Below are 26,163 nucleotides of genomic sequence, written 5' to 3'. Positions count from 1 at the left end.
AACCCCGATGCCGTCCGGAACCCTGGGGCGGTCCGGAGTCGAGGTCACCGAGCTGGCCTTCGGCGCCGCGGGCATCGCCGGCCTCTACACGCCGGTGAGCGAGGAGCAGGCGTACGCCGCCCTGGGCACCGCCTGGGACGCGGGGATCCGCTACTTCGACACGGCACCGCACTACGGGGTCGGCCTGTCCGAACGGCGTCTCGGCGCGATGCTGCGCGGCCGGTCCGGGTACACGGTCTCCACCAAGGTGGGGCGCCTCCTGGAGCCCTTCGGCGGGGGAGGCGACGACCTCGACAACGGCTTCGCCGTACCCGCCACCCACCGCCGCGTCTGGGACTTCAGCGCCGACGGCGTGCGCCGCGGTCTGGAGGAGAGCCTGGAGCGGCTCGGCCTGGACCGGGTCGACGTCGTCTATCTGCACGACCCGGACGACCACGCCTCCGAGGCCTTCGGCGAGGCCTACCCGGCCCTGGAACGGCTTCGCTCCGAAGGCGTGGTCGGCGCGATCGGCGCCGGTATGAACCAGGCCGAGATGCTCACGCGCTTCGTCCGCGACACCGACGTCGACGTGGTGCTGTGCGCGGGCCGCTACACGCTCCTCGACCAGCGGGCCCTCACCGAACTGCTGCCGTCCGCCGAGGAACGCGGCACGTCCGTCGTCATCGGCGGCGCCTTCAACTCCGGTCTCCTCGCGGACCCGAAGCCGGGAGCGACGTACAACTACGCGTCCGCGCCCCAGGATGTGCTGGACCAGGCCCTGCGGATCAAGGCCGTCGCCGAACGCCACGGCACCACCCTGCGCGCCGCCGCCCTCGCCTTCCCGCTCGCCCACCCGGCCGTCGCGAGCGTCCTCGTCGGCACCCGCTCGGCGGACGAAGTCCGCGACGCCGTACGGCAGTTCGCGACGGCCGTACCCGCGGACTTCTGGCAGGAGCTGCGGGAGGCGAAGCTGCTGCCCGAGGAAGCACCAGTCCCCGCCCCCAGCCTCGACCCCAGCCCCGCCCTCGACCCCAGCCCCGCCCCCGGCGCCGGAGAGGAGCCGTCGTGAGGATCGCCCTGCACACCAAGGTCCGCGCCGACCGCATCGCCGAGTACGAGGCCGCACACCGCGAAGTCCCCGAAGAGCTCACGGACGCCATCCGCGCCGCCGGAGCCACCTCCTGGACCATCTGGCGCAGCGGCACCGATCTCTTCCACGTCCTGGAGTGCGAGGACTACTCGCGGCTCCTCGCCGAGCTGGAGAAACTGCCGGTCAACATCGCCTGGCAGGCAAGGATGGCCGAACTCCTCGACGTGATCCACGACTACTCGGCCGAGGGTGCCGAGGCGGGGCTGCCGGTCGTCTGGGAACTGCCGTGACGGAACGTACGACCGTCGACGCGCATCACCACGTCTGGGACCTCTCCGTACGCGACCAGGACTGGATCACAGGCCCCGAACTCCAGCCGATCCGACGGAACTTCACCGCCGCCGACCTCGAACCGGAGGCGCGGGCCGCCGGAGTCGACCGCACCGTCCTCGTGCAGACCATCACCGTGCCCGAGGAGACCCCGGAGTTCCTGGCCCTCGCGGAGGAGACCGAACTGATCGGGGGAGTGGTCGGATGGACCGACCTGACCCGTCCGGATGTCACCGACGAGCTGGCGCGGCTGCGCGAACTCCCGGGCGGCGCGTACCTGCGCGGCATCCGTCACCAGGTCCAGGGCGAGCCCGACCCCGAATGGCTGCTGCGCCCGGACGTACGCCGCGGGCTGGACGCGGTCGCGCGGGCCGGCCTCGTCTATGACCTGGTGGTGGTGCCCCACCAGCTCCCCGCGTGCGTCAAGGCTGCCGCCGACCACCCGGGGCTCACCTTCGTCCTCGACCACCTGGGCAAGCCGCCCATCGCCTCGGGCAGGCGCGAGCCCTGGGCCGACGCCGTCAGGGCACTCGCCGAACTCCCCAACACCGTCTGCAAGCTGTCCGGCATGGTCACCGAGGCGGACCACGCCACCTGGAGTGTCGACGACCTGCGGCCGTACGCGGCCACCGTACTGGAGGCCTTCGGCCCGTCCCGGCTGATGTTCGGCTCGGACTGGCCGGTGTGCACACTGGCCGCGACGTACGCCCAAGTCCTGGGCGCGGCGGACGCGTTGACGGCGGAGTTGAGCGGCAGCGAGAGGGCGGAGGTCTTCGCGGCGACGGCCACCCGCGTCTACGCCCTCTGAACGGCGGCCTCCAGCCGAGTCGGCGGCAGGAACTCCCGTACGTACGTCCGCTGCCAGCAGGCGCCCGTCTCCCGCAGCTCACGCCAGGTCGTGTACCGGTAGCGGTAGAGGCGGGCGCGCACGAACCGCGGAGGGGCGTCCGCCGGGAACGGGGAGCGGCGCAGCAACCGCAGTGTGTCCCGGTCGTTCTCCAGCAGCCGCTCCATCAGCACGCCGAACCAGGAGCCCGCGTACGCGGGGGAGAGCGCCACGAACCACATCAGCCAGTCGAGCCGCAGATGGTACGGGGCGTACTGGCGCGGCCAGCGCCGGGGATCGCCCGGCTTGCCCTTGAACTCGTACTCCCGCCAGTCGGCGTCCTCGCGGGGCACCTCGTCCGCCGTGCCCTCGATCACCACCTCGTACCGGAGGCGGCTGACGCTGCCGAACGCTCCGTAGGTGTTGACCAGGTGGAGCGGGTCGAAGGAGCGGTTCATGACCTGGCGGCGGGAGACCAGATTGCGCGCCGGGCGGTAGCTGAGGGCGACCAGCCCCGCGGCGACGGCCAGCACGAGGACCTCGTACCAGAGCGGGGCGTCCGACGGCCCCCGCGGTGCCCCGTAGTCCACGGCCGACAGCGCGACCACGATCGTGATCCAGTTCAGCCAGGCGAAATTGCCCGACAGGACCAGCCACAACTGCGTGACGATCATCAGGGACGCGGCGGCCGTCGCGATGGGCTGCGGGGCGAAGAGGAAGAAGGGGACGACGAGTTGGGTGAAGTGGTTGGCCGCCACCTCGACCCGGTGGAAGGGCTTCGGCAGATGGTGGAAGAACCAGCTCAGCGGGCCCGGCATCGGCTGCGTCTCGTGGTGGTGGTCGAGGCAGGTCAGCTTCCGCCAGCACGCGTCGCCGCGCATCTTGATCAGGCCGGCACCGAACTCGACGCGGAACAGGATCCAGCGCAGCAGGAAGAGCACCACGATCGGCGGGGCGACCTCGTCATTGCCGAGGAACACGGCGAGGAAGCCGACCTCCAGGAGAAGGGACTCCCAGCCGAAGGAGTACCAGGTCTGGCCGACGTTGACGATCGACAGGTACAGCACCCACGGGACGAGCCACAGCAGCATGCCGCCCCAGAGCGGCAGCCGTCCGTCCAGGCCCGCGAGGAGCGCCACCGACACCGCACAGCCGGCCCAGGACCAGACCGCGAAGAAGCGGTCGGAGTAGTGGAGGTGGAACACGCTCGGTGCCTGCCGGAACGGCACCCGCGCCACGAAACGGGGCACCGGCAGCATGCCGCGCTCGCCGATCAGCGCACGGCACTGCAGCGCGGCGTTCAGGAACGCGACGAGATACAGGGCGGCCAGCGCGCGCTGGAAGACCAGCCGGCTCGTCCAGTACTCGGGGGCGATGAACCACTCCACGTCTAGGGCTCCCTTCCCTCCCATTGTGACGCTGTGTGTTGATGGCGTTGCCTGTGTGGGTTCCCGGAATCGGCGTGAACAAGGGGAAGGAGCAGGGGAAGAAGCATCCGAATCGGCCAAGACTCGAAGATTCGGCCAAAGCCTGGCAAGGTAGGCCCATGGCTGATCGGGGAGCGAGCGCCCCGTCACTCCCGGACGACTGGCCCACCCACCCGGACCCGATCCTGGCGCTCAACCGCATGGGCAGCTTCGAATGGGACCTCGACGTCGGCATCTTGCAGATGGACGCGATGGCCCACGAAGTCTTCGACGTGCGCCCCGACGAATTCAACGGCCGCCCCGAGAACCTGTCGACGCGGATCCCCCAGCCCGAGGCCGTCCGCCTCGACCTCCACGTCTCCCAGGCCCTCAAGGACGGCAGCGAGAACTACGGGGCGTACTTCCGTGTCCGTCGCCGCGACGGCACCCTGCGCTGGGCCCACACCCAGGGCTATGTCCTGCGTGACGAGACGGGTCGGCCGCGCCGCATCATCGGGATCGTCCGCGACGCCACCCAGGAGCTGAGCGAGAGCGAGGAGGCCCAGCGCGAGCAGGCGGCCCTGGACGAGGCCCGCCGCCGGCAGACCAACGTCGTGCAGATCACCACGGCGGCGCTCGCGCACGCCCGCACCGTCCAGGACGTGATCGACGTCCTCAAGGACACCCACGGGCTGATCCACCTCGGCGCGACCAGCCTGGTCATGGGCCTGGTGGAGGCCGGCCGGATCCGGCTCGTCGCGGAGGGCCCCGAGGGCAGCTTCGTACCCGGCACCCGGGTCACGCGCATCGACGAGAAGTACCCGATGAGCGAGGTCGTCCGCACCCTCGCCCCGTGTTTCATCGAGTCCCCGGAGGACTTCGCCGAGTCCTACCCGCAGCTGTGGCCGCATCTCACCGAACTGAACATCACCTCGGCCGCGTATCTGCCGCTCATCGCGCAGGCCAGGCCCATCGGCGCGATGGGCCTGCTCTACAACGACCGGCGCGGCTTCTCGGCGGAGGAGCGCAACGTGCTCGTCGCCCTGGGCAGCAGCATCGCGCAGAGCCTCCAGCGGGCCATGTTCTACGAACAGGAGAAGGACGTCGCCCAAGGCCTCCAGCAGGCCATGCTGCCGCGCTCCATCCCCAGCGTCCCGGGCGCCGACATCGCCGTCCGCTACCGCTCTGGCTTTGCCGGGGGCTCCCTGGGCCGGGACATCGGCGGCGACTGGTACGACGTCATACCGCTGCCGGGCGGTCGCGTCGGCGCCGTGATCGGCGATGTCCAGGGCCACGACACCCATGCGGCCGCCGTCATGGGGCAGCTGCGCATCGTGCTGCGTGCCTACGCGGCCGAGGGTCACACGCCCGCCACCGTCATGGCCCGCGCCTCCGTGTTCCTGCACGAACTGGACACCGAACGCTTCGCGACCTGTCTGTACGCGGAGGCCGACCTGTCCACCGGAGTGGTCCAGGTCGTCCGGTCGGGCCACATAGACCCGCTGGTGCGGGACACGGACGGCACCTGCCGCAGGCTGCCCGTCGAAGGTGGCCTGCCGCTCGGTCTGTCCGCCGAGTTCGGGCGCCTGGAATATCCCGTCAACACCATCGAACTCGACCCCGGCCAGACCCTGTTGCTGTGCACCGACGGTCTCGTCGAACAGCCCGGAGCGGACCTCGACGAGGGCATGCAGACCCTCCGGGCGCTCATCGCCACGGGCCCGGACGATGTGCGCGACCTCGCCGACCGGCTCATCGACGTGGCCGAGGAGCGCGGTGGCGAGGACGATGTCGCGCTGCTCCTGCTGCGCCGCCTCAGCCCCGACGTGCAGCAGCCCGGCGGCCGGCTCCAGCAGCACGTGGGGCCGGGCGACCCGGAGGCGCTCACCGAGTCCCGGCACATGATCCGCGCCGCGGTCGGCGCCTGGGGTGCCGACGAGCGCGCCGACGAGGTGGAGCTGGTCGCCGACGAACTGATCACCAACGCCCTGATGCACACCGAGGGCTCCGCGATCGTCACCCTCCGGATCCTCACCGGCTCGGACCGTCGCCTGCGCGTCGAGGTCGAGGACTCCTCCAGCGCCCTGCCGCGCCGGCGAGAGGCGGGGGAGTGCGGGGTCTCGGGGCGCGGACTGCTTCTGGTGGACCGTCTCGCGGACGTGTGGGGCGTGGAGGCGCGGGGCGGCGGTAAGTGCGTGTGGTGCGAGTTCCTGGTGTCGGAACAGCGCTGAGCACGGTTGCGCGCCTGGCGTCGTCGGTGCCGGGTGGGCACTCTGGACGTATGCCGGAACTGCCCGAGGTGGAAGCGCTCAAGGACTTCCTCGCCGATCATGTCGTCCGCCACGAGATCGTGCGCGTACTGCCCGTCGCGATCAGCGTTCTGAAGACGTACGACCCGCCGCTCGCCGCCCTCGAAGGCCGCGAGGTCACCGCCGTGCACCGGCACGGCAAGTTCCTGGACCTCGAGACGGACGGCGGCCCGCACTTCGTGACACATCTGGCCCGCGCCGGCTGGCTCCACTGGAAGGACCGTCTGCCCGACGGCCCGCCCCGCCCCGGGAAAGGCCCTCTCGCGATGCGCGTCGCCCTGGAGACGGGCGAGGGCTTCGACCTGACCGAGGCGGGAACCCAGAAGCGGCTGGCCGTGTATGTCGTACGGGACCCCGGCGAGGTGCCCGGCATCGCCCGCCTCGGCCCCGATCCGCTGGCCGACGACTTCGACGAGACCCGCTTCACGCGGCTGCTCCAGGGTGAGCGCCGCCAGATCAAGGGCGCGCTGCGCGACCAGAGCCTGATCGCGGGGGTGGGGAACGCCTACAGCGACGAGATCCTGCACGCGGCCCGGATGTCCCCCTTCAAGCTCGCCTCCGCCCTGACGCCCGAGGAGACAGGACGGCTGTACGAGGCGCTGCGCAGCACCCTCACCGAGGCCGTCGAGCGCGCCCACGGGCTTGCGGCGGGACGCCTGAAGGCCGAGAAGAAGAGTGGGCTCAGAGTGCACGGCCGCACCGGCGAGCCCTGTCCGGTGTGCGGCGACACCATCCGCGAGGTCTCCTTCAGTGACTCGTCACTGCAGTACTGCCCCACCTGCCAGACCGGCGGCAAGCCCCTCGCGGACCGCAGGATGTCCCGGCTCCTGAAGTAGCCGGAGCAGCCGTGTATCCAGGGCATCAGCGGGTGTCGCGGTCGATCATGAGTGGGCCTTGAGCATCACCAGCCGCTGGCCGCCCGATGTGCGTACCTCGTACTGGACGATCTCGTCGGGGTGCATCGCCGCCGAGCCCTGCATGGGGCTGGGCTTCCCGCTGCCCGGCTGCCAGCTCAGCACCGTCTCCTCCGAGCCGTCGCGGCCGATGACGACGAGCTGGCAGGGCCGGGGACCGGGGGCGCCCTTGACCGTCAGGTCCACATCGCTGCCCCAGGCACGGTTCCGGGTGGTGACCTCGGCCCACACACCCGTCCCGGGGTCGGTCGCGGCGATCGGCTCGCCGTCCGAGCCCGAGCCGCCGGCGAGCATCGCGACCGCGGGCCCGGCCACCGCGAACACCACCGCGGCGGCGACGGCGCTCAGCCACCGCCTGCGCCCGCTCCGGCGCACCACGACCACATTCTCGAGCAGCCGGTCCAGCAGCGCGGGGCCGGGCCGGGTCATGGCGGAGACTGTGCGCGGAGTCGCCTGGGCGTAGGCCCGCAGTGACCGTGTCGTGGGCGCCAGCTCGCGAATCTGCATCGCGCACTGAGGGCACTCCATGAGGTGGTCCTCGAAGCGGAAGGCGTCCGCAGGGTCCAGCACGCCGAGCGCGTAGGCGCCGACGTCGCGATGGCGTTCCAGGGACCTCATACCGTAATCCTCGGGGCGATGGTGAGTGGGTGGACTGGCGGTAACTGCTGCCCACCGGTACGCACCAGACCGCCGAATCACTCAAGTCCTGCCGGAAACCAACCAAGAGATTCGGAGCGAGAGGGCCCGCGGATTGGTCGAGGCTCAGAAAAATCTCAGAAGAGATGGATGGCCAGGTGCCCCAGCGGCAGCCCCAGCCGCCAGGCCGGGGTCCACACCTTCGGGCCGTCCTCTTCGCCGGGCACCGGACCACCGCCCGGCACCGCGTCGAGGTCGGGTGCGAGGAGTTCGGTCTCCTCCAGCCAGCGCCAGGCCGCGGCGGCCAGCTCCAGATCCGGGTCGGGCGCGCCCGCCTCGGCCGCCTCGGCCGCCAGTACCGCCATGCGTTCGCGCACCCAGTCCTGCCACGGCTGGTCGTACGCCGTTAGCGACAGCCAGGTCTCCAGCTGCGAGACGACGCGTATGCCGGAGAGCTCACCGCTCGTGTCCGACAGGAAGATGGTCAGCGCCAGGGCGTCGCGCCCGGCGCGGAACTCGAAGGACGTCGGCGGCATGAGATCCCCGGTGCGCAACAGCTCATCGGCGATGTACTCGGCGTACAACCACGCCATGGGGACAGTGAGTTCCCCGCCGCCGGCGCCGTCCGTGCTCTCCTGGCCTCTGTGCAGCATCCCTTCCTGCCTTCCTCCGGTACGTGAGCGTCGCCCGACCCCGGGCCCCATTCCGGAACACGGATGAGGACAGCCGATTACTCAACCGAGGTCCTCGGCAAGGCGCTTTACGGAGGTTTGACTCGGCCATTGGTTTCACCGCAGGTCGGCCGCATATCCCGGAAGTACCCGACGCAGGGCCCGCAGTGCGTAGTACGCGCGGGACTTCACGGTACCGGGCGGGATACCCAGTGCCGCGGCGGCCTCCGCCACACTCGCCCCGCGGAAGTACACCTGCACCAGGACTTCCCGGTGCTCGGGAGTGAGTGTCTTCACAGCCTCGCGTACATCGAGCGTCTCGACCGACCTTTCGGCGTGATCGGCACAGACCCGTGCGTTCTCCAGTACGGCGTCCCCGACCTCGGCGGGCCGTGCCTGGCGGGCCCGGCGCGCGTCGATGGCCAGCCGCCGCGCGACGGTCAGCAGCCAGGGCCGTACGGAGTCGAAGTCATCGGCTCGTAGCGCTTCGGGGTGCTGCCAGGCGCGTACGAGTGTCTCCTGCACCAGGTCCTCGGCGCGCTGCCGGTCTCCGTCGGAGAGCCTCAGCAGCAGGGCGAAGAGTGGTGCGCCGTGCTCCCGCTGCAATTCGGCCAGCTCGTGCTCGGCGGTCGTCCTGCTCGTGATGGTGGTGGCGGCCGTCATGGCCGTATGTCAACGCAGGGCGGTCCGCCGGGACAGGCCACACACACGGATCGTCGGCAGACGGTCGAACCTGTCGACGAACGGTGCGATGAACGGTCAATCAGGTTCTGCCGTGGCTCCGCCCCCGCGCCCGTGTTGGCCTGAACGGCCTTGTCCCCGCACGTCGGACCAGCTGAATCCGGCCACTCCTACCGGTAAGGCGCCTTGACTCCTGTTTGTCCTGTATGTGCAGTCGTGTCACTTCATGTATTCATACGAGCACAACGGGGTGAATTGATGACCGCACGCGGGCGACAAACGGCCGTGGTCCTGACAGCGCTGCTTCTCGCGGCGACCACCGGCTGTCAGGCGCAGGATCCGCCCGCGCGGCCGCGAGACCCCGCGCCCTCCTCGAAAGCCGCCGCGCCGTCGTCCGGAGCGCCCGCGCCGTCCTCCGGAGGCGCCGGCTTCACGCTGGTCGCCTCCGGCGATGTCCTTCCGCACAGCTCGATCATCCGCCAGGCGAACGCCGACGCGGGCGGCCAGGGATACGACTTCCGGCCCATGCTCGCGGGCGTCAAACCCGTAGTGACCGATGCCGACCTGGCGATCTGCCACATGGAGACGGTGTACGGCGCGGACGGCGACTACACCGGCTACCCCACCTTCAAGTCCCCGCCCCAGGTGGCCGAGGCCCTCGCCGCCACCGGCTACGACGCCTGCTCGACCGCCTCCAACCACACCCTGGACGACGGCGCCGCGGGCATCCACCGCACCCTCGACGCGCTCGACCGGGCGGGCGTACGGCACGCCGGCTCCGCTCGCACCGCGGCCGAGGCGGCCGCGCCCACCCTGCTGCAGGCGGGCGGGGCGCGGGTCGGCCACCTCGCGTACACCTACGGCACGAACGGAATCCCGCTCCCCGAGGGCCGGCCCTGGGCGGTGAATCTGATCGACCCCGACAAGATCGTCGCCGATGCCCGGGCCGTGCGCCGGGCGGGCGCCGACGTCGTGGTCGTATCCATGCACTGGGGCAGCGAATGGCAGGACGAACCCGACGCGCAGCAGCTGCGGCTGAGCAGGCAGCTCACCGAGTCCCGTACCAACGGCCGCCCCGACATCGACCTGATCCTCGGCACCCACGCCCATGTCCCACAGGCGTACGAGAAGGTCAACGGCACCTGGGTCGTCTACGGCATGGGCGACCAGGTCGCCGGCCCGATGGTCAACCACTCCGGCGCCCACGACCCGCGCGGTAACGAGGGCACCATCGGCCGCTTCACCTTCGTTCCCGCAAACGACCGGAGCGGCCGCTGGCAGGTCGAGAAGGCGGAGTTCGTCCCTCAGTGGTTCGACGTCGGCCCCGGCCGTGTCGTGAACCTCGGCGACGCCCGCCTCCAGGGCACCGGTGCGACCGGCGTACGCGACCGCATCCGCCAGGTCGTCCTCAGCCGCGGCGCGGCCGGGGACGGGCTCGTCATGGCGAAGTAGCATCCGTCTCCGGCTTCGTCACCCGCTCCGTCTTCGCCAGCTCGGACCGCCGGCGTGAGTACCCGAAGTAGATGGCGAGTCCGATCACGAGCCATACGGCGAACCGCACCCACGTCTGCCACTGCAGGAAGGTGATCAGCCAGATCGAGAAGACGACGCCCACCGCCGGCACCACCGGCATCCACGGCGTACGGAAACTGCGCGGCAGGTCGGGCCGCCGGTAGCGCAGCACGATCACCGCGACGCACACGACCACGAACGCCAACAGGATCCCGATGTTGGTCAGTTCGGCCGCCTCACCGATCGGCAGGAACCCGGCGATGGCCGCCGACGCGACCCCCACGATCCAGGTCACACGCGTCGGCACATGCCGCGTCGGATGCGTCTTCGCGAACCACTTCGGCAGCAACCCGTCGCGCGACATCGAGAACCACACACGCGTGACGCCCAGCATGAACGTGAACATCACCGTGAGGATGCCGACGATCGCGCCGACCGCGATGATGTCCGCGAGCCCGCTCAGGCCCACCGACTTGAAGGCGGACGAGAAGCCGCTCTCTGGGTCGATGTCCTTGTAGTCCTGCATGCCCGTCAGGACCAGACAGGCGGCCACGTACAGGACCATCGAGATGACGAGGGAGTAGATGATCGCCTTCGGCATGTGGCGCTGCGCGTCCTTCGACTCCTCGGCCGCCGTCGACATGGCGTCGTACCCGAAGACCGCGAAGAAGACGGTCGCCGCTCCCGTGAACGCCCCGCCGACCCCGTACGGGAAGAACGGGTTGTAGTTCCCGGTGTCGATGTGGAACACGCCGACACCGATCACGAGAAGCACGACGAGGACCTTCAGGACCACGACGACCATCTCGAAGCGGGCCGCGTTCTTGATGCCGAGGTTCAACAGATAGGCGACGAACAGGCACAGCACGACCGCGAACAGGTCGACCTTGTGTCCGTCGCCGGTACTGGGCGCGCCCAGCATCCAGTTCGGCAGATCGGCGCCCATCTCCCCGACCAGGAAGCTGAAGTACCCGGATATGCCGATCGCGACCACCGCCACGATCGCGGTGTACTCCAGGAGCAGGTCCCAGCCGATGAACCAGCCCGCGAGCTCGCCCAGCACCGCGTACCCATAGGTGTAGGCGGAGCCCGCCTTCGGTATGAGGCCCGCGAACTCGGCGTACGACAGCGCGGCCGCGGCGCTCGCGACGCCCGCGATCAGGAACGAGATGAGAACGGCGGGACCGGCCGTGCCGTTGGCGACCGTGCCGGCGAGCGTGAAGATGCCCGCGCCGATGATGCCGCCGACCCCGATCGCGGTCAGCTGCCACAGGCCCAGCGAGCGCTCGAGGCGGGTTCCCTCGCCTGCCTCCGTCTCCTCGATGTGTTCGATGGGTTTGCGGCGGAGAACGCCCTCGTTCATACGGAGCCCGGCCATGAGCCTCACCTCTTCGCAGACGGCTGTCGGCTGATGGCGGATCATGATGGCCCAGGGGCGGCGGGGGCGAAAGGTGTTACGCGCGGTTCACGCCACAACAGTCACAGTCCATCGCCCGGCCTTCACATGCGAGCACCGCCGGTAGCTGGTCCCATCGGGTGCTTTCACGCGTCCGGACCGGTGGCGGGGCGCTGTTCAGGGCTCCGTTCGGGCGACTGATCAATCATGAATAAGGATTATGTGCTCTCACGGCGCCGGGCGCTGCTCGTCGGCGCCGCCGTCCTGGGAGCGGCGGGAGCGACCGGCACCGCACGCCTCCTGACCGCTGGTCCGGGGTCACCGCCGGTCTCATCCGCCTCCGCGTCATCTGCCTCGGCGTCACGTGCTTCGAGATCATCTGCCTCCGCGTCACGTGCCGCGACGTCATCGGCTTCGGCGTCAACGGCCTCCGCGTCACCGCCATCGGCCTCACCGACGTCGTCGGTCCGTGCCTCCGCCACCCCCGCCGCGGGAGCCAGGGCCGGCCGTTCCGTCAAGCCGTCCGCCTACCGGCTCCAGCCCATCACCGGATACGGCCCGGCCCGTGCCATGCCCCGCCGGACCCTCGTACGGCGCGAGCCGTTCCTGCGCATCAAGGGGCGCCGCCGCAGCATCGTGCTCACCTTCGACGACGGTCCCGACCCCCGCTACACCCCGGAAGTCCTGCGCACGCTCAAGGCGCACGACGTACGCGCGATGTTCTTCGTGTGCGGCGAGATGGTCGTCGAGAACAAGGACATGGTCCGGAAGATGGCCGACGAGGGGCACGTCATCGGAAACCACACCTGGTCCCACCCGCTGCTGACCGAGCTGACCCGGTCCGCGATCCGCTCCGAGATCGAGCGGACCAGCGACGTCATCGAGCAGGCGTGCGGAGAGCGTCCCGGCTGGTTCCGGGCGCCGTACGGGGCCTGGAACCGTGCGGTCTTCGAGATCGGCGCCGAACTCGGCATGGAACCGCTCGCCTGGAGCGTCGACACACTCGACTGGACGGCGCCCAGCTCCGAGTCCATCGAGCGCCGGGTCCTGAAGGGCGCGGCTGAGGGAATCGTGGTCCTCTCGCACGACGCGGGCGGCGACCGCTCGACGAGCGTACGGGCCCTGCGCCACTATCTGCCCCGGCTGCTGGATTCGGGCTATCACATCACCGTGCCCAGGCGGCAGGCCAGGTAATTTCCGGGCCGAGTTCCACGGGCTTTCGCCCGCCCGGTCGGGGAACGCTCAGCGAACCTCGACCAGGCGGGCGAACACGACGACGTTCCCGTCGTAGCCGTTCTGCTTGGAGAAACCGCCTCCGCAGGTAATGACACGCAGTTCGGGAGTTCCGGTGTTGCCGTAGACGCGCTCGCCGGGGAAGTTGTTCTTCTCGAACACCTCGATGCCGTAGGTCTGGAATACGGCGAACTTCCCGTCCTGGCGGCGCACCTCCACGAGACTCCCCTTTTTCACGGCCCCGAGGCCGAAGAAAACGGCGGGGCCCTGTTTGTTGTCCACATGGCCCACGACGACGGCCGTTCCCACTTCGCCGGGCGTGACCGAGCTGGAGAACCAGCCCGCGAGATTCGGGTCCTCCGGCGGTGGAGCGGCCACCCAGCCCATCTCGTCGATGCCCACCGGCATGACGGGCGCGTCGACCTGGATCGAGGGGATCCTGATGCGGTCGGCCACGGAGAACGGCAAGGGAGCCGGTGCCTTCGGGCGGGTGTTCGGGGTGGTGTGGTTGTCCGCGGCGGCGGCCGTCGCGGGCTGCGGAGGGCCGATGTCGAACTCTCCTGAGCCATTTCGAACGAGAGCGAGGCCGGTCAGCAGCACAAGCGCTATCACGCCCCACGGAGCGCGCCTCCTCTGCCTCTGCTCCTCTTCGGCCAGCTCGGACGCAGACATTCGCAAACCCCTCTCGACGCGGCCGTCGCCGCATCCGTCGCGCATATGAGAACGCTAAGTGCAGCACGCCCGGCGGGCGACGGGAGAAGCTCCGAACGGGTGGTGGCGCCCGCGTGCGTGCGCCATCCGAGTCGCCACGGACCAGGAATTTTTCGATCGTCCGTGACCTGCGGCAATATGCGATTGTGTGTCTTTATTCGGCGCGTTCTTTCACCAGGACGGACCATTCTCGAAATGCGGCTCCCCGATCGGCGTCTGAGGGTCTCTCTGGGAGGCGTTTTCTCGCCGATCGGACCCGGGGACGGTTCCCGGGGGCGCCTTCCCCGGAGGATCACATGCGTACCACTCGTGCCCTGGCCGTCTCCGCGACGGCGGTCGCCACCCTGGGACTCGCCGCGCCCGTGGCTCTGGCCTGGAACAGTCCGAGCAACATCGTCGCCTCGCCCAGCGTCGTCGCCCGTGGAGGGCAGCTGACGATCACGGTAGACGGCTGCCCTCAGGGCGGCCACGCGACGTCGAACGCGTTCGCGAAGACGACACTCTCACCCATCAACGACAGCCGGGGGACGTCCAAGGGTGTTGCGACCATCAACCAGACCGCCACTCCCGGCTCTTACGACATCACCGTCAACTGCACCGGCAAGGGCAGCCTTACGAAGCCCGCCGCCTTCACCGTGATCGGAGGTGTCCAAGGTGGCCTCGGCGGCAGCAACTCCAGCGGTGCCACGCCGACCGACATGGCGATCGGCGGGGGTCTGGTGGCCCTCGCGCTGATCGGCGGCGGGGTGTTCTGGATGCGCCGTCGCTCCGACAACAAGTTCTGAGGCCCTGTCTTTCCGAGACGGTCGACGTCTTGTCCTTCGGAGACGATCGCACGTGACAGCCCTTCGCGCCGGACCCTCCCCCGAGCTCTCGGCTTCGCTCGAGCAGGGGACCCCCCATGGTTCCGGGGCGAAGGGCTGTGCGCCGGGAGGCGTCACCCCCGCGCGTTCGGGAACAGCGACAGGAACGGGTCGGGCGGCGCCGTGATCCCACGGCCGTAGGGCGCGTCGAAGTCCCAGATCAGGAAGAGCAGGAAGCCGATCAGGGCGGAGAACAGCCCGGCGAGGATCAGTTCGCGCAGGGTACGGCGGATCTGCAACGCGAAGACCATCCCGATGGTGACGACGGCTCCGGTGATCAGTCCGAACCAGACGACGCCCGGCATGGTCGGCTCAGCCGCCTCGGCGCGGGCGCGCCGCGCGTCGTCGGCCGCGGTGATCTGGTCGAGGAGCGGCTGATAGGCCTGGGCCTCGAAGTCGGTCTTGGGCTCATAGTCGGTGACGTCGTGGCGCATCCGCTCGAACAGCCGGGTGCCGCGGTCGGTGACCCGGCCTTCGTCGGCCATGGCTTTCCACTCCGTGGTGACGACGTGGCCGACATAGGCGTTGACGTCGTCCCGGATCTGTTCGCGGACGTCGGGCGGGTAGACCCGTACGCGCTCCGAGACCTCGTGCAGTGCGTACGCCTCGGTCCGTACGTGGTCCTCGGCGACGCCGCGCGCCTCCCAGACACCGGCGATGGCGAGGCCCAGCACGATGGCGTACACCACGCCGATCATCATCGTCATGTACTCGATCACGTCCGGGGTCTCGGACGGGTCGTCGTCCTCGGTGGCCGTGTGATGCCGTACGACGGCCACGGCGAGGACGACGAAGCACGAAGCCGCCATCGCGAGGGCGAGAACAAGCCATTCCGACAAAGAATCCTCCGGGGGTCAGCGCGGGCGCAGCGCGGCGACGGCGAGCACCGCGGGCGCGGTGATGAGCAGGGTGAGCGAGACCAGGGACGGGCCGCCGCGAGGCGGCTGCCGTCGGGACGCCGTGCGGTACGGGGGATAACTCACGGGAGTCGGTGAGGGTTTGATCCGCTCGGTCGGGGTCGGGGTCGGAGCCGGTGGGAGAGGTGCCGCTCGCGGCGGGAGCGGCACCGGTGCCGGCTCGGGTGCCGCCGGTCGTGGCGCGGCGGGAGTCGGCCGTGGCGTCGGTGGAACCGTCGACGGTGCGGGAGAGGGCGACGGCGGTCGCGGGGGAGGAGGCGGTGGAGCTGGTGGGGTTGGTGCCGGTGGCGGCACCGGCTCGGGGGTGGGTGTCGGTGTCGGGCTCGGCGGAGGTGGTGTCGGGCTCGGTCGGCAGGAAACGCCGGTCCCGGCGACCGCCACGGCGTGGGAACCGTCCGGGCCCGCCGAGGCCGACGCGCAGGTGTCCGCGGCCGCCGGGATCGGTGCGCCGATGAGCAGCCAGACCAGCGTGAGCAGCGCCAACAGCCGTATGGCGAGGGCGAATCGGGTCCGTTGTGGTCCATGCACGACGGAGATCCTGGGCCTTGGCCAAGCCCTGTATGCCGGAGCCCGCAGGGATTGCCCCGAAGGAGGGACCCAAGGCCTCAGGGGGTTGCCGAGCCGCATCCCGAACGGGCTCACCGGCAGTTTTCTCAAAGAAACTTGTGAGCTGGTTGAACACTCTCGGCGCTTCCGCCCGTACCTAGGGCCATACGCGGCGCAGTAGTGCGCCGCAACACCTAAGCGAACAGCGGGGAGTTGGTTATGAAGACCTCCTGGCGGAGCGCCTCACTCGTAGCGGCAGCTGCGGCCCTGGCGCTGACGACGGCGTGCGGTCAGGACAACGCCCAGTCCACGGGGAGCCAGAACGTGGGTGCGGCGCCCGCGGCCAACGGTGTGGGATCGGGCAATGACTACGAGATCGGTACGAGTAATCCCACCGCTGGTGCCCAGGGTGCGCAAGAGGGCGCTGGGGCCAAGTCGGAGACCGCCGGCAGGCTTGCCGTGGCGGAGAACGCGAAGCTCGGCGAAGTGGTGACGGACAGCGCGGGCATGACGCTCTACCGCTTCGACAAGGACACGGCCGAACCGCCGAAGTCGACCTGTGACGGCGACTGCGCCACGACCTGGCCGCCCGTTCCGGCCTCGGGCGCCAGCGCCCCGGCGGGTATCGACAAGTCGCTGCTCGGTGAGGTCACCCGCTCCGACGGTACGAAGCAGCTCACCCTCGACGGTTGGCCGATGTACCGGTACGCCAAGGACACCAAGGCCGGTGACACCAAGGGTCAGGGCGTGGGTGGCACTTGGTACGCATCGGCTCCGACCGGCAAGAAGGCGACCGAGGGGGGCGGCGAGGCCGCCGCCGACCTTCCCGGTCTGTCGACCCGCAACGACCCCGAACTGGGCGAGGTCGTCGTCGACAAGAACGGTATGACGGTCTACCGCTTCGAGAAGGACGTCCCGTGGCCGATGAAGTCGAACTGCGTCGGTGAGTGCCTGGAGAAGTGGCCGGTCGTCGAGCCGGTGGACGCCGCCGACACCAAGGGCATCGACAACAAGAACGACGGCCGCCGGGGCTATGTCGTCCTGAACCGCCCGGACGGCCTCAAGCAGCAGAGCATCGACTGCTGGCCGCTGTACACCTTCGCGGGCGACAAGAAGCCCGGCGACACCAACGGCCAGGGCGTGGGCGGCACTTGGTACGCCATCTCGCCGGAGGGCAAGCCGCTCGGCAAGCCCAAGTAGGCAGAGCGGGCACGATTCCCCGGTCCACCCCCTCCGTATCGTACGGAGGGGGTCGGCCTGTTTCACGAGGCTTTGGAACGCTTCGGACGCTTTCGTATGACGTTATTTCGGCACGTGCCGCGGGCAGAGACCGGGAACGGATGGTCAATTTCCGTTTCCGCTCGCTCGTTTGGCGGGCGATCAGTAGCCTCAGCTCGAACACCGGATCGCCTACGCCTTGGAGAGATAGATGGAGCGTCCCGCCTGGGCCCCACGCAGTATCGACATCTCGGTGCCGAGCGTGAGCCGGATCTACGACTACTACCTGGGCGGATCGCACAACTTCGAAGTCGACCGGGCGGCGGCCCGGAAGGCGATGGAGTTCATGCCGGGACTTCCCAAGATCATGCAGGCGAACCGGGCGTTCCTGCGCCGTGCGGCGCGTTTCGCGGTGGACGAGGGCATCACCCAGTTCCTCGACATCGGCTCGGGCATCCCCACCTTCGGCAGCGTCCACGAGGTGGTCCAGAGCGCCAGTCCCGGTGCACGCGTCGTGTACGTCGACAACGACCCGGTGGCCGTGGCGCACAGCAAGGCCGTCCTGGAGGGCAACGAGGACGCGGACGTCGTCGCCGCGGATCTGCGCAAACCCCAGGAAATCCTGACGAGTCCCGAGGTCGAGCGTCTGATCGACCTGAATCGGCCAGTCGCACTCCTCCTCGTTGCCATACTTCACTTCGTGGAGGAAGAGGACGACCCGTACGGGGCTGTGGCGGAGTTGCGCGAGGCGCTGGCGCCCGGCAGCCTGCTCATCGTCACGCACGCCTCGTACGAGGGAATCCCGCTCCCACAGGAGCGGGTCGAGGGTGCGGTCGATGTCTACAAAGACATCCGCAACCCGCTGATCATGCGCACGCGTGACAACATCACGCGGTTCTTCGAGGGGTACGACATGGTGGAACCCGGCCTGGTGACGATGGCGAACTGGCGGCCCGAGACAGCACCGGAGGACGAGGATCCCTTTGCCTACTCCGGTTTCGCGGGAGTGGGGCGTTCGGCGTGATGGCGGAGCCGGACGGACCGGAGGACAGACTGCGCCGGTTCGCGACGATCTGGAGCCGGGCGGTCTACCCGGCCACCGCGACGTCGCTGACCCGGCTGGAGTTCGAGCTGGATCTGGTGCCGCTCGCCCGGCGGTTGAGCGACGCCTTGCGGGCGAGGACGTTCGACGCGGCCGAGGGGCAGGCCGTCGGCGCCGCGCTGATCGACGCGCACTGCACCGAACCGGAGGCGCTCAGCCGCTCCCTCGACTGCGTCGACGCCTACCTGGTGCTCTACTGCGGCGAGGACGGGCCCCAGGAAGACCTGCGCAACCGCTCGGCCCGGCTGCAGCACGCCATGGCCGCCGGGTTCGCGCAGGCGCTGCGGGAAAGGACGCTGGCGGAGCAGGAGGCCATCGCACAAGCCGCGCTCGAGGCCCAGGGTGTGGTCGCGGAGGCGCTGCACTCGAGCGAGGCGATGCTTCGCGCGGTGTTCGAGGGCGCGGCCATAGGCATCGGCATCGCGGACCTCGACGGCAACGTCCTCCAGGTGAACAACGCCCTGCTGCGGATGTTCGGCGGCACCGAGCAAACGGTGCGCGGCCGCAAGGTCGTCGAGTGGACGCACCCCGACGACGCTCCTCAGGTCTGGCGCCTGTACGAGGAACTGGTACGGGGCGAGCGCGAGCACTATCACGTGGAGAAGGCCTTCTACCGCCCTGACGGAACGGTTCTCTGGACCAACCTGACGGTCTCCCTGCTGCGCGACGCGGACGGCTCCCCGAAGTACCAGCTCGCCCTCATGGAGGACACCACCGAACGCCGGCTGCTCAATCTGCGGCTGAGGTACGAGGCGACGCACGACGCGCTCACCGGACTGCCCAACCGGACGCTGTTCTTCGAGCGCCTCGACAAGGCACTGTCCGCGCGTGAGGGCATGCGCTTCGGGCTCTGCTACCTGGACCTCGACGGCTTCAAGACCATCAACGACAGCCTGGGGCACGCGGCCGGCGACCGGCTGCTCGTCGAGGTCGCCGACCGGCTGCAGTCCTGCGCGACCGCGCCCGGTGAGATGGTCGCCCGGATCGGCGGCGACGAGTTCGTGGCGCTGACCACCGGGCCCGACACGGAGCGCGAGGTCGACGCGCTGGCCGACCGCATCATGAACGCCCTCGTCACCCCGGTCCGTATCGACGGCCGCGAGCTGACGGTCCGCGGCAGCATCGGCATCGTCGAGGGCCCGACGGGCGAGCGCGGCCCGGCGGAGGTGCTGCGCAGCGCCGACATCACGATGTACCGGGCCAAGTCGGCGGGCGGCAACCGCTACGAACTCGCCGACGCCGAGGCCGACGCGCGCGCCATCACCCGGCACGGGCTCACCACGCAGCTGCCCGCGGCCCTGGACCGGAACGAGTTCTTCATCGAGTACCAGCCGCTCGTCCACCTCGGCGACGGCAGCGTGCACGGCGCCGAGGCACTCGTCCGCTGGCTGCATCCGCAGCACGGCGTGCTCACTCCCGACCGGTTCATCCCGCTCGCCGAGCACACCGGCCTGATCGTCCCGCTGGGCCGCTGGGTCCTGGAACAGTCCGTTCGCCAGGCCCGGGAGTGGCAGGAACGACACGGCGGGGAGGCGGCCGCGGTCCCGCTGCGCATCAATGTGAACCTGTCGCCCTGCCAGCTGACCCATCCCGGCCTGGTCTCCGACACGGTCGACATCCTGGAGCGCGCCGGACTCGAACCGGCGTCCCTCTGCCTGGAAGTCACCGAGTCCGCGCTGATCGGCGCCGACGACGACCTCCTCAAGCCGTTGCGCCGCCTGTCCGAGATGGGCGTCGACATCGCCCTGGACGACTTCGGCACGGGCTACTCGAACCTCGCCAACCTGCGCCGCCTCCCGGTGAGCATCCTCAAGCTCGACCGCTCCTTCACCCAGGGCATGCAGCAGTTCCCCGCCGATCCCGTCGACCTCAAGATCGTCGAAGGGATCGTTTCTCTGGCCCACAGCCTCGACCTCGCGGTCACGGTAGAGGGCGTGGAGACGGGCGCGCAGGCCGAACAGCTACGCATCCTGGGCTGCGACACGGCCCAGGGCTGGTACTACGCCCGCCCGGGCCCACCGGACCGCCTGCACGACCTGGCACTGGTGGACGCGACGGGCTGAGCGCCGGCGAGAGGGCGCGGCCTCAGGGCCGCGCCTCTTCGGGGCGCGCCCGTAAGGGGCGCGGGGAACTGCGCGACCAGCCACGACGGCCCCGCAGACCTGGACAGCGCTTACCCCCAACGGCGCTCCCAGGACCCACGCCCCCAACAAAAGGTCACCGCTCGAACAACATCCGCTGCAACTCCCTGGCGGCCCGAGGCGGAGCCACATCGCTACGGTGCGCCAACGCGATCGTCCGGTGCATCCCCGGAGCGGCCAGCGGAGTCACCCGCAGCCCGCGCCCGGCCCGTGCGGCCACCATGCGCGGGACCACGGCCACGCCCAGTCCCGCCCGAACGAAACCCAGCACCGCGTCCATCTCCCCGCCCTCCACCGCGAAGTCCGGCTCGAACCCCGCGGAGCGGCACGCGGCGACCGTCAGCTCGCGCAGGTCGTAGCCGTGCCGGAACATGACCAGCCGCTCGCCCTCCAGATCCGCTACCTGTACGGTCCGCCGCCCCTGCCCCGGAGCCGGTGAGTCCGGCGACGACACCACCACCAGGTCCTCCCGCAGCACCTCGACCGTGGTCAGCGCGGGCGACGGGCTGGGCAGGGGCAGCACGACGAGGGCGAGGTCCAGGGCTCCGCGTGCGAGCTCGCGTACGAGATCGTGCGAGCCGCCCTCCTCGATCAGCAGCCGGATGCCCGGGTACCGGTCGTGGAAGGCCCGGAGCACGTCCGGCAGCAGCCCCGTGCACAGGCTCGGAGTCGCCCCCAGACGGACCCGGCCGCTGCGCAGCTGCACCAGTTCCTGGACCTCGTGCCGTGCCGTGTCCGCGTCGGCCAGGATGCGGCGGGCCAGCGGCAGCAGCGCCTCGCCCGCGTCCGTGAGCGTGATGTTGCCGCGCGCCCGTAGGAAGAGATCCGCGCCCAACTCCCGCTCCAGAGCCTTGATCTGCTGGGACAGGGACGGCTGGGCGACATGGACCAGGTCCGCGGCGCGGGTGAAGTGCCGTGTCTCGGCCACCGCGACAAAGTACTGGAGCTGCTGGAACTGCATACCGCCACGATAGGCCGCACCTATCGAATCCAGCCACACCATGTCTTGGACCGATGGGGTCGTTCGGCCCTAGCGTTCTTGTCCATGGCTCTGGCAACGCGGACGGTCCGAAAACCGTCCAGGACGCGCACCGTGTGGGACTCGTCCCTCGGCAAGAAGACCGTGATGGCCGTGAGCGGCCTGATCATGCTGCTGTACCTGGTCGCCCACATGATCGGCAACCTGAAGATCTACTTCGGGGCGGGCGAGTTCAACCGCTACGGGCACTGGCTGCGCACCATCGGCGAACCCTTCATGCACTACGAGTGGACGCTGTGGCTCATCCGCGTCGTGCTCGTGGTCGCCGTCGTCGCGCACGCCACCTCCGCGTACCAGCTGAGCCGCCGCGACATCAGAGCGCGACCGACCAAGTACGTGCACAAGAAGCCGCGGGCCAGTTACGCGACGCGGACGATGCGCTGGGGCGGGATCATCCTCGGCCTGTTCATCGTCTGGCACATCCTCGACCTGACGACCGGCACCGTGCACCCGGACGGCTTCCAGGCCGGGCACCCGTACCAGAACGTGATCGACACCTTCTCCACCTGGTACGGCAACGTCATCTACATCGTCGCGATGCTCGCGCTCGGCCTGCACGTCCGGCACGGCTTCTGGAGCGCCGCGCAGACCCTCGGCGTCGGCAGCCGCACCCGCGACCGCGCCCTCAAGACCGTCGCCAACGTCCTTGCGCTGCTGCTCACGGCCGGCTTCATCGCCGTACCCGTGGGCGTCATGACCGGAGTGGTGAGCTGACATGACTGCTGAGTACACCGAGTACACGACCGGTGAGCCGGTCGTCGACACCAAGGCACCCAAGGGCCCGGTCAACGAGCGCTGGGACACCCGTCGCTTCGAGGCCAAGCTGGTCAACCCCGCCAACCGCCGCAAGCACACGGTGATCGTCGTCGGGACCGGTCTCGCGGGCGGCTCGGCCGGTGCCACGCTCGCCGAACAGGGCTACCACGTCGTGCAGTTCTGCTACCAGGACTCGCCGCGCCGCGCCCACTCGATCGCCGCGCAGGGCGGCATCAACGCCGCGAAGAACTACCGCAACGACGGCGACTCCGTCCACCGGCTGTTCTACGACACCGTCAAGGGCGGGGACTTCAGGGCCCGCGAGTCCAACGTCCACCGCCTGGCGCAGATCTCGGTCGAGATCATCGACCAGTGCGTCGCCCAGGGCGTGCCCTTCGCGCGTGAGTACGGCGGCCTCCTCGACACCCGGTCCTTCGGCGGCGTACAGGTCTCCCGGACCTTCTACGCCCGCGGCCAGACCGGCCAGCAGCTGCTGCTCGGCGCCTACCAGGCGCTGTCCCGGCAGATCGCCGCCGGCAACATCGAGATGCATCCGCGCACCGAGATGCTGGACCTGATCGTGGTGGACGGCCGGGCGCGCGGCATCGTGGCCCGCGATCTGATCACCGGCAGGATCGACACGTACTTCGCGGACGCCGTCGTCCTCGCGTCCGGCGGCTACGGCAACGTCTTCTACCTGTCGACGAACGCCATGAACTCCAACGCCACCGCGATCTGGCGGGCGCACCGGCGCGGCGCGTACTTCGCCAACCCGTGCTTCACCCAGATCCACCCGACGTGCATTCCACGCACCGGGGACCACCAGTCGAAGCTCACGCTGATGAGCGAGTCCCTGCGCAACGACGGCCGGATCTGGGTCCCCAAGGCGAAGGGCGACAACCGTCCGGCGCACGAGATCCCCGAGGACGAGCGCGACTACTACCTGGAGCGCATCTACCCGGCCTTCGGCAACCTCGTGCCCCGCGACATCGCGTCCAGGGCCGCCAAGAACGTCTGCGACGAAGGGCGTGGCGTCGGCCCCGGCGGGCAGGGCGTCTACCTGGACTTCGCGGACGCCATCCAGCGGATGGGCCGCGCCAAGGTCGAGGAGAAGTACGGCAACCTCTTCGACATGTACGAGCGGATCACCGCGGAGAACCCGTACGAGGTGCCGATGCGGATCTACCCCGCCGTGCACTACACGATGGGCGGACTGTGGGTCGACTACGACCTCCAGACCACGATTCCGGGGCTCTTCGCGATCGGCGAGGCCAACTTCTCCGACCACGGGGCGAACCGGCTCGGCGCGTCGGCGCTGATGCAGGGCCTCGCCGACGGCTACTTCGTGCTGCCGTCGACGATCAACGACTACCTGGCACGCAATCCGCACCGCTCCGCCGCCGATGACGTGACGGTCGACCACCCCGTCGTCCAGGAGGCGCTCGCCGAGACCGAGGACCGCCTGAACCTGCTCCTCTCCGTCGACGGCGACCGCACCCCCGACTCCTTCCACCGTGAACTCGGCGAGCTGATGTGGGAGTTCTGCGGCATGGCCCGTACGGAAACGGGGCTGCGCAAGGCCCTGGAGCGCATCCCGCAGATCCGCGAGGAGTTCTGGCGGCGCATCAAGGTGCCCGGCACCGGCGAGGAGTTCAACCAGTCGCTTGAGAAGGCGAACCGCGTCGTCGACTACCTGGAGCTCGCCGAGCTCATGTGCCTCGACGCCCTGCAGCGCGGCGAGTCGTGCGGTGGCCACTTCCGCGAGGAGTCCCAGACCCCGGACGGCGAGGCGGCCCGCAAGGACGAGGAGTTCTCGTACGCGGCGGCCTGGGAGTTCACCGCCACCGGTGACGCGCCGGTGCTGCACAAGGAAGACCTCGTCTTCGAGTACGTCCACCCCACCCAGCGGAGCTACGCATGAAGCTCACCCTGCGCGTCTGGCGGCAGAAGAACGCCGACGCCGACGGAGCGATGTCCACGTACGAAGTGGACGGCATCTCGGCCGACATGTCCTTCCTGGAGATGCTGGACACCCTCAACGAGGAACTCATCCTCAAGGGCGAGGACCCGGTCGCCTTCGACCACGACTGCCGTGAGGGCATCTGCGGGGCCTGCTCGCTGGTCATCAACGGCGACGCGCACGGTCCCGAGCGCACCACCACCTGCCAGTTGCACATGCGGTCCTTCGAGGACGGCGACACGATCGACATCGAGCCGTGGCGGGCCTCGGCGTTCCCGGTCGTGAAGGACCTCGTGGTCGACCGGAGCGCCTTCGACCGCATCATCCAGGCCGGCGGCTACATCACCGCGCCCACCGGCGCCGCGCCCGAAGCCCATGCGACGCCCGTACCGAAGCCGGACGCGGACTTCGCGTTCGAGCACGCCGAGTGCATCGGCTGCGGTGCCTGCGTGGCGGCCTGCCCGAACGGTGCCGCCATGCTCTTCACCTCAGCGAAGATCAACCACCTCAACGTCCTGCCGCAGGGTGCGCCCGAGCGCGAGACACGGGTGCTGGACATGGTGGGGCAGATGGACGAGGAGGGCTTCGGCGGCTGCACGCTCACCGGCGAGTGCGCCACCGCGTGCCCGAAGGGCATCCCGCTGGTCTCCATCACCAGCATGAACAAGGAGTGGCTGCGCGCGACCCGCACGTCGGGCAAGCGTTAGCCGTACGTCGTTCGCCGGAAAGGTGCGGACGGGCGGGACCGGAGGTGGTGCTCAGCTCCGGTCCCGTCTCGCATCGACGGCGCCCCCTGGCATTCAACAACCGCACATCCTGACTCCTGCCGTGGGTCACGCGGAAGCCAATCGGCATCGGAAGAACAGGAGCGCGCAGACCGTAACGGTATCGGTCTGCCGCCGCTCCGCCGAACCGGCCCCGCGACCAGGAGAGTGCCATGACCGGCGTTTCCACCCTCGACAGCCCCCCACTGTCGACGGCCCCCACCCGCTACACCGTCACCCTCGCCCGCGACGAGGAAGACGTCCGGGCCGCACAGCGGCTGCGTCACGACGTCTTCGCCGCAGAGATGGGCGCCCTGCTGTCCTCCCCGCAGCCGGGCCTCGACATCGACTCCTTCGACGCGTACTGCGACCACCTGCTGGTCCGCGACACGACGACGGGACAGGTCGTCGGCACCTACCGGCTGCTGCCGCCCGACCGCGCCGCGATCGCCGGACGGCTCTACTCGGAGAGCGAGTTCGACCTCGCGCCGCTCGACGGGATCCGCTCCGGGCTCGTCGAGGTCGGCCGCTCCTGTGTGCACCCCGACCACCGGGACGGCGCCGTCATCGGTCTGATCTGGGCCGGCATCGCGCGCTACATGGTCGACGGCGGTCACGAGTGGCTGGCCGGCTGCTGCTCCATCCCGCTGGCAGACGGCGGCGCACTCGCCGCGGGCACCTGGGACCGGGTCCAGGCCAAGTACCTGGCCCCCGAGGAGTACCGCGTACGGCCGCGACTGCCCTGGAGCGCCGACGGCGTCACCCGCTCCGGGCGCACCGAACTTCCCCCGCTCCTGCGCGGCTACCTTCGCCTCGGCGCCTGGGTCTGCGCGGAACCGGCCCACGACCCCGACTTCGGCGTCGCCGACCTGTACGTCCTGCTGTCGATGCGGCGGGTCAGCCCGCGGTATCTGCGGCACTTCCTCTCGCTCGTGCCGGCGTGATGAACACGCCTCGCATCGCAGTGATACTGCGTTCCCGCCGCGGCGCGACGGCCCTCGCGGGGCCGGGTGCGAGCGCGGCCGCGCTCCCGGGCACCCGGAAGGTGCCACGCCCGCGCCTCGGCAGCGTGCGGCCCGTATCCGGGAAGCGCCCCCGCGCGACGCGCATCGTCACCGCTCCGGCGAGCGCCTGGCTGCCCAGCGCCCCGTGCTCCCCGCGGG

24 protein-coding genes are annotated in these 26,163 nt (G+C 69.8%); 15 read left to right on the top strand and 9 right to left on the bottom strand.

The window, feature by feature from the left end; translation table 11 throughout:
• The first annotated feature begins 7 nt into the window (after positions 1-7).
• From FE633_RS24910 to FE633_RS24900, 3 genes are read left to right on the top strand one after another with little or no spacing between them, the layout of a single operon-like run.
• Entirely contained in the window at positions 8-1,048 is a 1,041-nt protein-coding gene (locus tag FE633_RS24910; protein WP_138047415.1) for an aldo/keto reductase, read from the top strand.
• On the top strand, positions 1,045-1,359 hold the full coding sequence (locus tag FE633_RS24905) for an L-rhamnose mutarotase (RefSeq protein WP_138047414.1): 315 nt from the start codon (positions 1,045-1,047) through the stop codon (positions 1,357-1,359). Before FE633_RS24910 ends, FE633_RS24905 begins: the two co-directional genes overlap by 4 nt.
• Positions 1,356-2,207 (top strand): amidohydrolase family protein, encoded by an 852-nt coding sequence (locus tag FE633_RS24900; RefSeq protein WP_246113823.1) that lies wholly within the window; start codon positions 1,356-1,358, stop codon positions 2,205-2,207. The genes FE633_RS24905 and FE633_RS24900 overlap by 4 nt, the downstream gene beginning before the upstream one ends.
• On the opposite strand, the gene FE633_RS24895 is transcribed toward FE633_RS24900, so the two are convergent.
• Positions 2,195-3,613 carry a lipase maturation factor family protein gene (locus FE633_RS24895; RefSeq protein WP_138047413.1) on the bottom strand — a complete coding sequence of 473 codons (1,419 nt, stop codon included), beginning with the start codon at positions 3,611-3,613 and terminating at the stop codon, positions 2,195-2,197. The genes FE633_RS24900 and FE633_RS24895 overlap by 13 nt on opposite strands.
• A gap of 158 nt (positions 3,614-3,771) precedes the next feature.
• Here FE633_RS24895 and FE633_RS24890 point away from each other — a divergent pair, with 158 nt between their 5' ends.
• Complete coding sequence (locus tag FE633_RS24890; protein ID WP_138047412.1) at positions 3,772-5,862, top strand: SpoIIE family protein phosphatase; 2,091 nt, start codon at positions 3,772-3,774, stop codon at positions 5,860-5,862.
• A 50-nt stretch (positions 5,863-5,912) separates the two neighbouring features.
• Positions 5,913-6,776: an Fpg/Nei family DNA glycosylase gene (locus FE633_RS24885; protein WP_138047411.1), complete on the top strand. Its 864-nt coding sequence runs from the start codon at positions 5,913-5,915 to the stop codon at positions 6,774-6,776.
• Positions 6,777-6,821: 45 nt separating this feature from the next.
• Here the strand turns inward: FE633_RS24885 and FE633_RS24880 are convergent, their stop codons facing one another.
• The 3 genes from FE633_RS24880 to FE633_RS24870 form a co-directional block, all read right to left on the bottom strand.
• Positions 6,822-7,472, bottom strand: a complete 651-nt coding sequence (locus FE633_RS24880; RefSeq protein ID WP_138047410.1) for an anti-sigma factor family protein — start codon at positions 7,470-7,472, stop codon at positions 6,822-6,824.
• A 155-nt stretch (positions 7,473-7,627) separates the two neighbouring features.
• A complete protein-coding gene (locus tag FE633_RS24875; RefSeq protein ID WP_138047409.1) occupies positions 7,628-8,143 on the bottom strand; it encodes a hypothetical protein in 516 nt (171 codons plus the stop codon).
• A gap of 135 nt (positions 8,144-8,278) precedes the next feature.
• Positions 8,279-8,824, bottom strand: a complete 546-nt coding sequence (locus FE633_RS24870; RefSeq protein ID WP_138047408.1) for a sigma-70 family RNA polymerase sigma factor — start codon at positions 8,822-8,824, stop codon at positions 8,279-8,281.
• A gap of 276 nt (positions 8,825-9,100) precedes the next feature.
• On the opposite strand from FE633_RS24870, the gene FE633_RS24865 reads away from it, so the two are divergent.
• Entirely contained in the window at positions 9,101-10,294 is a 1,194-nt protein-coding gene (locus tag FE633_RS24865) for a CapA family protein (RefSeq protein WP_138047407.1), read from the top strand.
• Here FE633_RS24865 and FE633_RS24860 read toward each other — a convergent pair.
• Positions 10,281-11,732 carry an amino acid permease gene (locus FE633_RS24860; protein ID WP_138047406.1) on the bottom strand — a complete coding sequence of 484 codons (1,452 nt, stop codon included), beginning with the start codon at positions 11,730-11,732 and terminating at the stop codon, positions 10,281-10,283. The two genes, FE633_RS24865 and FE633_RS24860, sit on opposite strands and share 14 nt — an antisense overlap.
• Positions 11,733-11,957: 225 nt before the next feature.
• Here FE633_RS24860 and FE633_RS24855 point away from each other — a divergent pair, with 225 nt between their 5' ends.
• A complete protein-coding gene (locus FE633_RS24855) occupies positions 11,958-12,944 on the top strand; it encodes a polysaccharide deacetylase family protein (RefSeq protein ID WP_138047405.1) in 987 nt (328 codons plus the stop codon).
• A gap of 48 nt (positions 12,945-12,992) precedes the next feature.
• Here the strand turns inward: FE633_RS24855 and FE633_RS24850 are convergent, their stop codons facing one another.
• Positions 12,993-13,655, bottom strand: a complete 663-nt coding sequence (locus FE633_RS24850) for a class F sortase (protein WP_138047404.1) — start codon at positions 13,653-13,655, stop codon at positions 12,993-12,995.
• A gap of 335 nt (positions 13,656-13,990) precedes the next feature.
• Between FE633_RS24850 and FE633_RS24845 the strand changes: the two genes are divergently transcribed.
• A complete protein-coding gene (locus FE633_RS24845) occupies positions 13,991-14,479 on the top strand; it encodes a hypothetical protein (RefSeq protein WP_138047403.1) in 489 nt (162 codons plus the stop codon).
• A 152-nt stretch (positions 14,480-14,631) separates the two neighbouring features.
• Here the strand turns inward: FE633_RS24845 and FE633_RS24840 are convergent, their stop codons facing one another.
• Both FE633_RS24840 and FE633_RS49285 read right to left on the bottom strand, forming a co-directional pair.
• The gene (locus tag FE633_RS24840) at positions 14,632-15,396 is read right to left on the bottom strand and encodes a bestrophin-like domain (RefSeq protein ID WP_138047402.1); all 765 of its coding nucleotides are present in this window, start codon (positions 15,394-15,396) and stop codon (positions 14,632-14,634) included.
• Between the two features lie 15 nt (positions 15,397-15,411).
• Complete coding sequence (locus FE633_RS49285; RefSeq protein ID WP_276147170.1) at positions 15,412-15,540, bottom strand: hypothetical protein; 129 nt, start codon at positions 15,538-15,540, stop codon at positions 15,412-15,414.
• Positions 15,541-16,239: 699 nt separating this feature from the next.
• Here FE633_RS49285 and FE633_RS24830 point away from each other — a divergent pair.
• The 3 genes from FE633_RS24830 (at position 16,240) to FE633_RS24820 (ending at position 20,403) form a co-directional block, all read left to right on the top strand.
• On the top strand, positions 16,240-17,220 hold the full coding sequence (locus FE633_RS24830; protein WP_138047400.1) for an SCO0930 family lipoprotein: 981 nt from the start codon (positions 16,240-16,242) through the stop codon (positions 17,218-17,220).
• Between the two features lie 229 nt (positions 17,221-17,449).
• The gene (locus FE633_RS24825) at positions 17,450-18,262 is read left to right on the top strand and encodes an SAM-dependent methyltransferase (RefSeq protein ID WP_138047399.1); all 813 of its coding nucleotides are present in this window, start codon (positions 17,450-17,452) and stop codon (positions 18,260-18,262) included.
• On the top strand, positions 18,259-20,403 hold the full coding sequence (locus tag FE633_RS24820) for a putative bifunctional diguanylate cyclase/phosphodiesterase (protein WP_138047398.1): 2,145 nt from the start codon (positions 18,259-18,261) through the stop codon (positions 20,401-20,403). The genes FE633_RS24825 and FE633_RS24820 overlap by 4 nt, the downstream gene beginning before the upstream one ends.
• A gap of 154 nt (positions 20,404-20,557) precedes the next feature.
• Here FE633_RS24820 and FE633_RS24815 read toward each other — a convergent pair whose 3' ends face one another.
• The gene (locus FE633_RS24815) at positions 20,558-21,442 is read right to left on the bottom strand and encodes a LysR family transcriptional regulator (protein ID WP_138047397.1); all 885 of its coding nucleotides are present in this window, start codon (positions 21,440-21,442) and stop codon (positions 20,558-20,560) included.
• 84 nt (positions 21,443-21,526) lie between these two features.
• Between FE633_RS24815 and FE633_RS24810 the strand changes: the two genes are divergently transcribed.
• From FE633_RS24810 to FE633_RS24795, 4 genes are all read left to right on the top strand, one after another.
• The gene (locus FE633_RS24810; RefSeq protein ID WP_138047396.1) at positions 21,527-22,234 is read left to right on the top strand and encodes a succinate dehydrogenase; all 708 of its coding nucleotides are present in this window, start codon (positions 21,527-21,529) and stop codon (positions 22,232-22,234) included.
• Between the two features lies 1 nt (position 22,235).
• A complete protein-coding gene (locus tag FE633_RS24805) occupies positions 22,236-24,197 on the top strand; it encodes a fumarate reductase/succinate dehydrogenase flavoprotein subunit (protein ID WP_138047395.1) in 1,962 nt (653 codons plus the stop codon).
• The gene (locus FE633_RS24800) at positions 24,194-24,943 is read left to right on the top strand and encodes a succinate dehydrogenase/fumarate reductase iron-sulfur subunit (RefSeq protein ID WP_119104231.1); all 750 of its coding nucleotides are present in this window, start codon (positions 24,194-24,196) and stop codon (positions 24,941-24,943) included. The genes FE633_RS24805 and FE633_RS24800 overlap by 4 nt, the downstream gene beginning before the upstream one ends.
• A gap of 230 nt (positions 24,944-25,173) precedes the next feature.
• On the top strand, positions 25,174-25,944 hold the full coding sequence (locus tag FE633_RS24795; RefSeq protein WP_138047394.1) for a GNAT family N-acetyltransferase: 771 nt from the start codon (positions 25,174-25,176) through the stop codon (positions 25,942-25,944).
• The last annotated feature ends 219 nt before the right edge of the window (positions 25,945-26,163 follow it).

It is taken from the genome of Streptomyces montanus (genome assembly GCF_005786655.1).
Lineage (GTDB): Bacteria > Actinomycetota > Actinomycetes > Streptomycetales > Streptomycetaceae > Streptomyces > Streptomyces sporangiiformans.
The sequence above is the reverse complement of the archived record's forward strand: the minus strand, read 5'-3'. Positions and strand labels throughout refer to the sequence as shown.

What these genes read in the sequence shown, in the direction of transcription:
- FE633_RS24910 (WP_138047415.1), top strand. Translation starts at nt 8, where the DNA reads ATGCCGTCCGGAACCCTGGGGCGGTCCGGAGTCGAGGTCACCGAGCTG.
- FE633_RS24880 (WP_138047410.1), bottom strand. Translation starts at nt 7,472, where the DNA reads ATGAGGTCCCTGGAACGCCATCGCGACGTCGGCGCCTACGCGCTCGGC.
- FE633_RS24875 (WP_138047409.1), bottom strand. Translation starts at nt 8,143, where the DNA reads ATGCTGCACAGAGGCCAGGAGAGCACGGACGGCGCCGGCGGCGGGGAA.
- FE633_RS24795 (WP_138047394.1), top strand. Translation starts at nt 25,174, where the DNA reads ATGACCGGCGTTTCCACCCTCGACAGCCCCCCACTGTCGACGGCCCCC.
- FE633_RS24845 (WP_138047403.1), top strand. Translation starts at nt 13,991, where the DNA reads ATGCGTACCACTCGTGCCCTGGCCGTCTCCGCGACGGCGGTCGCCACC.
- FE633_RS24885 (WP_138047411.1), top strand. Translation starts at nt 5,913, where the DNA reads ATGCCGGAACTGCCCGAGGTGGAAGCGCTCAAGGACTTCCTCGCCGAT.
- FE633_RS24810 (WP_138047396.1), top strand. Translation starts at nt 21,527, where the DNA reads ATGGCTCTGGCAACGCGGACGGTCCGAAAACCGTCCAGGACGCGCACC.
- FE633_RS24815 (WP_138047397.1), bottom strand. Translation starts at nt 21,442, where the DNA reads ATGCAGTTCCAGCAGCTCCAGTACTTTGTCGCGGTGGCCGAGACACGG.
- FE633_RS24800 (WP_119104231.1), top strand. Translation starts at nt 24,194, where the DNA reads ATGAAGCTCACCCTGCGCGTCTGGCGGCAGAAGAACGCCGACGCCGAC.
- FE633_RS24865 (WP_138047407.1), top strand. Translation starts at nt 9,101, where the DNA reads ATGACCGCACGCGGGCGACAAACGGCCGTGGTCCTGACAGCGCTGCTT.
- FE633_RS24870 (WP_138047408.1), bottom strand. Translation starts at nt 8,824, where the DNA reads ATGACGGCCGCCACCACCATCACGAGCAGGACGACCGCCGAGCACGAG.
- FE633_RS24860 (WP_138047406.1), bottom strand. Translation starts at nt 11,732, where the DNA reads ATGGCCGGGCTCCGTATGAACGAGGGCGTTCTCCGCCGCAAACCCATC.
- FE633_RS24805 (WP_138047395.1), top strand. Translation starts at nt 22,236, where the DNA reads ATGACTGCTGAGTACACCGAGTACACGACCGGTGAGCCGGTCGTCGAC.
- FE633_RS24830 (WP_138047400.1), top strand. Translation starts at nt 16,240, where the DNA reads ATGAAGACCTCCTGGCGGAGCGCCTCACTCGTAGCGGCAGCTGCGGCC.
- FE633_RS24850 (WP_138047404.1), bottom strand. Translation starts at nt 13,655, where the DNA reads ATGTCTGCGTCCGAGCTGGCCGAAGAGGAGCAGAGGCAGAGGAGGCGC.
- FE633_RS24890 (WP_138047412.1), top strand. Translation starts at nt 3,772, where the DNA reads ATGGCTGATCGGGGAGCGAGCGCCCCGTCACTCCCGGACGACTGGCCC.
- FE633_RS24825 (WP_138047399.1), top strand. Translation starts at nt 17,450, where the DNA reads ATGGAGCGTCCCGCCTGGGCCCCACGCAGTATCGACATCTCGGTGCCG.
- FE633_RS24855 (WP_138047405.1), top strand. Translation starts at nt 11,958, where the DNA reads ATGAATAAGGATTATGTGCTCTCACGGCGCCGGGCGCTGCTCGTCGGC.